Genomic DNA, 1,294 nt, shown 5'->3' with positions numbered 1-1,294 from the left:
TGGTGGTGTGCCTTTAGCAACATGGGTTGGGCAAAACATTGGCTGGCGTATGTCTTTCCTTGCGATTTCCGTGCTCGGCATCATTACTATGCTCGCTTTGTGGAAAGCATTACCGCAAGGTATGGTTGCCCAAAAACCAAACGTGAAGGCCGAGTTAAAAGTATTAACGCGTACCCCTGTGGTTCTTGCATTACTCACTACCGTACTCGGTGCAGGTGCAATGTTTACGCTCTACACCTATATTGCGCCAAGTTTGACTGAGTTTACGCATGCTTCACCAACCTTCATTACGTTCATGTTGGTGTTGATCGGTGTCGGCTTCTCGATTGGTAACCATTTAGGTGGCCGTTTTGCAGACTTATCTATCAATAAAACTCTGATTGGTTTCTTGGTACTGTTGATTGTGATGATGGTGACTTTCCCAATTCTTGCTCAAAGCCAGATTGGAGCAGCCATTGCGTTGGTGATATGGGGTGCAGCAACCTTTGCTTTAGTACCACCATTACAAATGCGTGTCATGTCAGTCGCTCATGAAGCTCCAGGGCTTGCCTCTTCAGTAAATATCGGTGCGTTTAACCTAGGTAATGCAGTAGGCGCTGCTGCAGGTGCGTTAGTACTCGATTTAGGTTGGGGTTATAGTGCAGTATCTTTTGCGGGTGCCTTACTGGCGGGATTAGGTTTGTTATTGGTTTTATTCCAAATCAAACGAGAAAGCAGCCCCGCTCAAACCTTACAACAGTGTTCAGACTAATAAAAAAAGCGCCTGAGATCAGGCGCTTTTTTTAGCTTATTTATTTTAAAATTTCCGGCAACTTAGGTTGCTCATAAATCGGGTTCATTACTTCCCGTTTCATTTTAAGCAGCATCTGATAAGGTTGCTGTTGAACAAACATATTGACGAAGCTCAACGGAATTGCACCCGCTGGATCAGCATAGCCACTAGTGGTGACTTTGACTTTATTATTGGCAAGTTTCTGAAATGTCCAGTCCCCTTCATAGCGTGTTAGGCGCACGACATCGGGTTGTATAGGATAGTTACTATTAACTGCCGTATTTTTAATAGTAATTAGGCCATTGGCTGCTTTACTCATTTTTCCTTTAACCACTACATCGCGATCTTTTAGCGGAAAAGGAAAATCTAACACCATATATAAAGTAAATTCGCCTTTCTTTTCATCCTGAGAAAGCATTTGGACCTTGCCCATATAAGGCACCCATTGAGCCGCACGATCTACATCTAAAATCACCGCCACAGCGCGTTCAAGAGGTACATCAAACGTTGTTTCCGCTTTAT

The 1,294-nt window shown here is 43.8% G+C and carries 2 protein-coding genes; one reads left to right on the top strand and one right to left on the bottom strand.

Annotated features, from left to right (window positions below):
• Positions 1 to 751, top strand: a 751-nt coding sequence (locus tag VXQ92_RS18600) for an MFS transporter (RefSeq protein ID WP_416682802.1), incomplete at its 5' end; no start/stop codon positions are given.
• Positions 752 to 791: 40 nt separating this feature from the next.
• Here VXQ92_RS18600 and VXQ92_RS18595 read toward each other — a convergent pair.
• On the bottom strand, positions 792 to 1,294 hold a 503-nt coding region (locus tag VXQ92_RS18595; protein ID WP_416682801.1), incomplete at its 5' end, for an START domain-containing protein.

The organism is Acinetobacter sp. 228 (genome assembly GCF_048147885.1).
Note: the sequence above shows the minus strand (reverse complement) of the source record. Positions and strands in the feature narration are given on the sequence as shown.